Genomic DNA, 6,101 nt, shown 5'->3' with positions numbered 1-6,101 from the left:
CGCAGCGATGCCAGGTGCGCCGGCCGCAGCAGGTGCGACACGTCATGGAAGGCGCGCACCGCCAGTTCCGACAGCGCCTCGGGCTTGATGCGCAGCACGGTCTTGCCTTCGACCTTGATCGTCCTGACGCCTTCGATCGGCAGCCTGCGCCAGGGCGTGCCGGTATCGGACAGGGGAAACATCGGCGAATACAGGAAATTCGCCGGCCGTTGTTTGTCCATGCGGATGGTCCTTTATTGCGGGGAGCGGCGGCGGAAGGCGTCCAGGCTGACGACCTGGCCCTGTTCCGGCTGCTCCTCCGGCTCTTTCGCAGGGGAGCCAAGAAGGCCGGCGGGTTTTTCCGGTTCGGATTCTCCAGGCTGCTCCACCTTGGATGGCTCCGCCTCGGTCTGCTCCTCCGGCTGGAAGCGAAGGCCGTAACGGATATGCGGGTCGGCGAACTCGACGATCGCGCCGAGGGGGATCGTCAGCTTGGCCGGCACGCCGCCAAAGGACAGGCCGACATGGATCGTCTCGGTCTCGCGGTCGAAACCCAGGTCCCAGAACTGGTGCTGCAGGACGATGGTCATTTCCCGCGGATATTGCGCCCGGATGCGGGCGGGCATGTCGACGCCGGGGTGGCTGGTCCGGAAGGTGATGTAGAAGTGGTGGCCGCCGGGCAGGCCATGCTCACCGACATGCTCGATGGCTTGCGCGACGACGTGGCGCAGGGCCTGTTCGATCCATTTCTCATAGGGAAGCAGGCTTTCCGGCCGCTTCTGGTCGTCGTCCATGATTGTCCCCGTGGGTTAGACGGGAAAATTAGCGCGAACGGGGGACATGGGCAAAGGGGGTGGTTGGGGGGTGGTCGTTCCCGCACGGAGAAACGCCCTGCGGGCTTTTGGAGGGCATGGTGGGCACGGCGTCGATGTTTCGGTCTCGTTGCCTCCCACTCGGCGCTCGAGCGGCTACAGCCGGTACTGATTGATGCCACGCGGCGAACACCGTGCCCTCCAAAAGCCCGCAGGGCGCTTCTCCATGTGAAAACAACCCAGCTAGCCCGGGAACAGGCCGCGCCGCCGATGCACCCCTTGGTCCGCCCTTGGTGCGCCCCTTGGTCCGCCCTTGGTGTGCCCCTTGGTGCGCCCCTTGGTGCGCCACGCGGCGCACTGCCAGATGGTTTTCAGAAAATTCTTGCAATAACGGCAAATATACCTATAGTGGGATGCGCATTTAAGGACAGCATCCCATGAGCGTCACCGAACTCCCCACCGCCTTCCTCTACGTCATCCTTAGCCAGCTCGCCGCCCTCCTGCTGCAAGGTGCAGGCGGCAATCGGGATGAAGCGTGGGAAGCTGCGAAGACGCTCGTCATGGGGCACAGCCCGCAGACCGTGACCGAACTCCGCCTGATCGTCCGAAGCCTGACGCTCAGCTTGCAGGCCGGCGAAGCGCTCGCGCAGGCGGTCCAGCCGGACATGCCGCTGAACCGCGTGATACGGCTGCGCAGCGGCGCCGTCGCCTTGACCCGCGAGGCCACCAAGGCGGAACGGGGATTGGAGAAGCTGCACACCGCCCGCGCGCAAGGCCAGCCGGAGCCAGTCCAGCCTGAGCCCGAACCGGTGGCGCCCTCGATCGAAAGGGTCGGCGCGCTGATCGAGGAAAACATCACCGTCGCCGCCTATGCCAAGGCGCACGGGATCAGCTTCACCGAGGCTCTCCAGCGCCGCCAGCGCGACAAGCGCATCGCCGACCGGGAACGCAAGAAGGTCCAGCAGGCCCTGGCCGACGCCCAGGCGGCCGTCCCCGCTTGATCGTTGCCGCCTGATCTTTACCGCCTGGTCCCTTATCGCCTGATGACCGGCGAGGGGATGCTTTCGATCATCACGTTGATCACCGCCGGCTTCTCGCTGGCCAATGAGCGCTCGATTGCCGGTCCCAGGTCCTCGATCTTGGTGACCAGCTCCCCATGGCCTCCCAGCGCTTCGGCCACGAGGTCGTATCGGGTCGCGTTCAGCTCGCAGCCGAAGGTGCGGTTCGGTCCGTAATCGCGGACCTGCAGGTTGTACTCCGCGTTCCAGCGGCAGTCGGTGCCGACGATCGCGACGAACGGCAGGTTGCAGCGGACGGCGGTCTCGACCTCGGCCATGTGGAAGCCGAACGTGCCGTCCCCCAGCACCGCGAACACGGGGTTCTTCGGGTCCACCACCCGCGCGCCCGCGGCCATCGGCAGCGACGAGCCGATGGAACCGGTGACGCCGTTGATCATCCGCCGTTCGTTTCGCAGGATACTTTGTCCCCATTGCGAGAACTCGCCGCCGTCGGCGATCAGGATGCTGTCCGGCGTCAGGAAGCGTTGCAGCGTCTGGAACACCTGGGCCGGATGCAGCTTGTCCGGCGTGGCGGACCGCAAGTCCTTCCAGTCCGCCGGGCGATCATAGAAGCAGGCATGCGCCTCCCGCAGCCAGGCTTCGTTGCTCGGGCCGCGGCCGGTGCCGCGCGCGATCAGCGTCCGGGCCGCCGGGACCGTATCCGCCACGCAGCCGAATGCCAGCAATTTTCCCTTGTTCTCCACCGCCCGGTTCAGGATCGCGCCGTCCGGGTCGATGGCGATGAACCGGCAATCCGGCGCGAACGGGGCGCCGCCGAACTTCACGGTGAAATCCATCGCCTTGCCCAGCAGCAGCACGAGGTCGGCTTTCTTCGCGACCTCCAGATAGGCGCCGAGCGAAGCGTCGTTGAAGGATCGGGGGCCTTCGCTGATGCAGGCGGGGATGTGCAGCGTGCTCTCGATCCGGCGCAGCAGGGTGCGGCCGGCGGCGGTGGCCAGCACCGGGGCGGCGATCACCAGCGGGTGCTTCGCGTCGGCCAGCAGCGAGAGGATGGCGTCGGCCGCGGCGTCGGACAGCGGCACCGGTTCGGCGGTGAAGTCGGCTGCGGTGGGCCAGGCGATGTCGGCTTCGTCGACCGTGGCGTCCAGCACGTCGGACGGCAGGCTGAGCGCCACCGGGCCGGGCCGGCCGGCGGTCGCGATGCGCACCGCCTTCGCCACGTCCATCCCGACGGTCGCGGTGTCGGTCGCCATCCAGGCGGCCTTGCAGACGGGCGCGGCCATGTCGACCTGCCGCAGTTCCTGGAACCCGCCGCGGCCGAGCTGGTCGGTTTCGGTGTGGCCGGACATCAGGATCATGGGGGTTTCCTGGCCGAGCGCGGTGAACAGCGCGCCGACGGCGTTGGCATGGCCGGGGCCGCCGGTGACCCAGGCGATGCCGGGGCGCCCGGTCAGGCGTCCGTAGGAGTCGGCCATGTGGACCGTCGCGGCCTCGTGCCGGACGTGGAACAGCGTCAGCTTGGAGTCGATCGCGGCGTCGAACAGCGACATGATGTGGTTGCCCGACAGGGTGAAGATGTCGGTCAGACCGGCGTTTTCGAGGGTGCGCACGACGATGTCGGCGCCGCGGAGCTTGGGCATGTCCTGGGATTCCTATGGGGACGCGCTGTCCTCGGGGGCCATGTCATGAATTCCCTGGGGAAATCCCCGGGGAAATCCCCGGGGAAATCCCTGGGGAAATCCCTGGGGAAATCCCTGAAGGAGCCCCTGGAGGGGCCCTTGGGGAAGCCCCCGGGGAAGGCGTTGAGGCAGCCGTCCGCGGCTGTCCTGTGTCGAAGCACAGTCGTGGATGGCCGGGACAAGCCCGGCCATGACACGGTGTGCCGAATAAGCGGCTGTGGCGGCTCAGACCGGATCCCACAGGTACACGTCGCGGGTACGCTCCAGCGGGGTGAAGCTGTTCTTCACCGCCGGCAGCCACATCTCCGCCAGCTTTTCCAGGTTCCAGCCATCCGGCCGCGCCATGATGCGGATCGGGCGGGGCTGGTTGTACAGGTAGACCTCGTTGCCGCGGACGCCGAAGATCTGGCCGGACACGCCGGACGCCGCGTCGGTGCCCAGGAAGGCGATCAACTGCGCGATGTGGTCCGGCTTGGTCTTCTCGGCGCGGGCCTGCATCTGCTCCTCGGTCTGGCCGGGGATCGTCTCGATCATGCGGCTGAAGGCGTGCGGGCCGATGCAGTTCGACCGGACGTTATAGCGCTGCATGTCCATGGCGATGTTGCGCGACAGGCCGGCGATCCCCAGCTTGGCGGCGCCGTAGTTGACCTGGCCGACGGAGCCGATCAGGCCCGAGGTCGAGGTCATGTGGACGTAGCACCCGCTCTCCTGCTTGCGGAAATGCGGGATCGCGGCGCGGGAGACGTAGAAGGCGCCATAGAGGTGGACCTTGATGACCGCGTCCCATTCCTCGATCGACATGTAGTGGAACATGCGGTCGCGCAGGATGCCGGCGTTGTTCACGACCATGTCGATCTTGCCGAAGTTGTCGATGGCGTCCTGCACCATCTTCTGCGCGTCCTCCCAGGAGGCGACGCTGCCGGAGTTGGCGACGGCTTTGCCCTTGCCGTATTTCTGCTCGATCTCCTGGACCACGCGCTGAGCGGGACCGGCGTCCTGGCCCTCACCGGTCACCGTGGCGCCGATATCGTTGACGACCACCATGCCGCCATTGGCCGCGATCGTCAGCGCCGTGGCCTTGCCGATGCCGTTGCCGGCGCCGGTCACGACCGCGACTTTCCCGTCAAGCATTCCCATTGGGTTTCCTCCATCAAAACTGGGCGGCGGCACAATGCGTCAGGATGCGATCCGTGTCATCATCCGGGGCTACTGATCGGTAGGGGATTCGTCATGGAGTTGGGATTTCTGGGCCTGGGCCAGATGGGCGCGGCCATTGCCGAACGGCTGGAACAGCACGGCGCCAGGCTGCACGTCTACGATCCGAACCCGGCGGCGATGGCCCCGTTCGTGGAGCGGGGCGCGATCGCCCAAGGGTCGGCGCGGGCCGTGGCCGAGACGGCCGGGATCGTGTTCGCCTGCCTGCCCAGCGGCGCGGTCAGCGAGGCGGTGGCGTCCGAAGTCGCGGCCGGCGGCGCCGTGCGGATCTATGTCGAGATGTCCACGATCGGCGGCGAAGCCCTGTCGAAGGTCCAGGCGGCAGTGGAACCGCGCGGCATCGCCCTGCTCGACTGCCCCATCAGCGGCGGGCCCAAAGGCGCTCGGGCCGGCACGCTGACGGTGATCTGCGCCGGCCCGCCCGAGGTGAGGGCCAAGGTGATGCCCTGGCTGCAGCGCATCGGCGGCCGGGTGTTCGAGGTCGGGGACACGCCCGGCCAGGCGCAGTTGATGAAGCTGGTCAACAACCTGATCAACGCCGCCAACATGGCCACGGCGTATGAGGGCCTGGTGCTGGGCGCGAAGGGCGGGCTGGACCCGGACCAGATGGTCGCGGTGCTGAACGTCTCGACCGGGCAGAACAACGCGACGCTGACCAAGCTGCCGAAGGCCGTGCTGCCCGGCACGTTCGACTTCGGCGCCGCGCTGTCGATCATGGTGAAGGACGTGACCCTGGGCCTGGCGGAGGCGAAGGCGCGGGGCGTGCCGATGTGGGTCCACGAACAGGTCGGCCAGCTTTGGCGCTTCGGCGAGCAGCAGGGGCTGGGCCGGGAGGATTTCACCACGCTGATCAAGGTGCTGGAGGGCTGGACCGGGGTGCAGGTGCGGAGCCGGCCGAAGTGACCGGTTGGGGCCTGCTCTGCGGGGGGAGGTCTTTCAGGCAGGTGCGCACCAGGGGGGCGCAATAGGCGTCGGGGGCGAAGGTCGCGTCGGTCTCGCCGCTGTAGCGGACCTGGGAGACGCGGCCTTCGTCCAGGCGCACGGTCATGTGGCAGTCCCCGCCGCCCGAGAAGCTCAGGTCGCCGACGATCGGCAGCGCCAGGCTCAAGCCGCCCGAGCTGGTGGAGCTGCCGTCATAGGACAGGATGGCGGTCTGCCCGAACGTGTCCCGCCGGTTGGGAACGCCGAGGCAGCTTTCGAGGTCCACGGCCGACAGCCCGACCAGCCGGGTCTCCGCGTGGCGGGCGGTGTGGGAGTCCTGGACCGAGCAGGCGGCCAGGGTGAGGGAGAGGGCGACCAGGGGGAGGCTGGGATGCTGCATTGCGGTGGTGAACGAGCGCCCGCTGGTGCGGTTGCGAGGTGCCTTGCCAACATCGAACGTGCTGTTGCGGAGTACG

6 protein-coding genes and 1 pseudogene are annotated in these 6,101 nt (G+C 67.6%); 2 read left to right on the top strand and 5 right to left on the bottom strand.

Annotated features, from left to right (window positions below):
* Window positions 1-221: pseudogene (locus VHB27_RS00555) on the bottom strand (fumarate hydratase); the annotation flags it as partial.
* A gap of 12 nt (window positions 222-233) precedes the next feature.
* Entirely contained in the window at window positions 234-773 is a 540-nt protein-coding gene (locus VHB27_RS00550; protein WP_325596591.1) for an SspB family protein, read from the bottom strand.
* A gap of 455 nt (window positions 774-1,228) precedes the next feature.
* Here VHB27_RS00550 and VHB27_RS00545 point away from each other — a divergent pair, with 455 nt between their 5' ends.
* Window positions 1,229-1,792 carry a hypothetical protein gene (locus VHB27_RS00545; RefSeq protein WP_325596589.1) on the top strand — a complete coding sequence of 188 codons (564 nt, stop codon included), beginning with the start codon at window positions 1,229-1,231 and terminating at the stop codon, window positions 1,790-1,792.
* Window positions 1,793-1,824: 32 nt separating this feature from the next.
* On the opposite strand, the gene VHB27_RS00540 is transcribed toward VHB27_RS00545, so the two are convergent.
* Window positions 1,825-3,450, bottom strand: coding sequence for a thiamine pyrophosphate-binding protein (locus tag VHB27_RS00540; protein ID WP_325596587.1), 1,626 nt, complete (start codon window positions 3,448-3,450; stop codon window positions 1,825-1,827).
* A gap of 264 nt (window positions 3,451-3,714) precedes the next feature.
* Entirely contained in the window at window positions 3,715-4,620 is a 906-nt protein-coding gene (locus VHB27_RS00535) for an SDR family NAD(P)-dependent oxidoreductase (RefSeq protein ID WP_325596585.1), read from the bottom strand.
* A 99-nt stretch (window positions 4,621-4,719) separates the two neighbouring features.
* Here VHB27_RS00535 and VHB27_RS00530 point away from each other — a divergent pair, with 99 nt between their 5' ends.
* On the top strand, window positions 4,720-5,607 hold the full coding sequence (locus tag VHB27_RS00530; protein WP_325596583.1) for an NAD(P)-dependent oxidoreductase: 888 nt from the start codon (window positions 4,720-4,722) through the stop codon (window positions 5,605-5,607).
* Here the strand turns inward: VHB27_RS00530 and VHB27_RS00525 are convergent.
* On the bottom strand, window positions 5,555-6,025 hold the full coding sequence (locus tag VHB27_RS00525; protein WP_325596581.1) for a hypothetical protein: 471 nt from the start codon (window positions 6,023-6,025) through the stop codon (window positions 5,555-5,557). The two genes, VHB27_RS00530 and VHB27_RS00525, sit on opposite strands and share 53 nt — an antisense overlap.
* Window positions 6,026-6,101: the final 76 nt, after the last annotated feature.

The organism is Rhodopila sp., assembly GCF_035548235.1.
GTDB lineage: Bacteria > Pseudomonadota > Alphaproteobacteria > Acetobacterales > Acetobacteraceae > Rhodopila.
The sequence above is the reverse complement of the archived record's forward strand: the minus strand, read 5'-3'. Positions and strand labels throughout refer to the sequence as shown.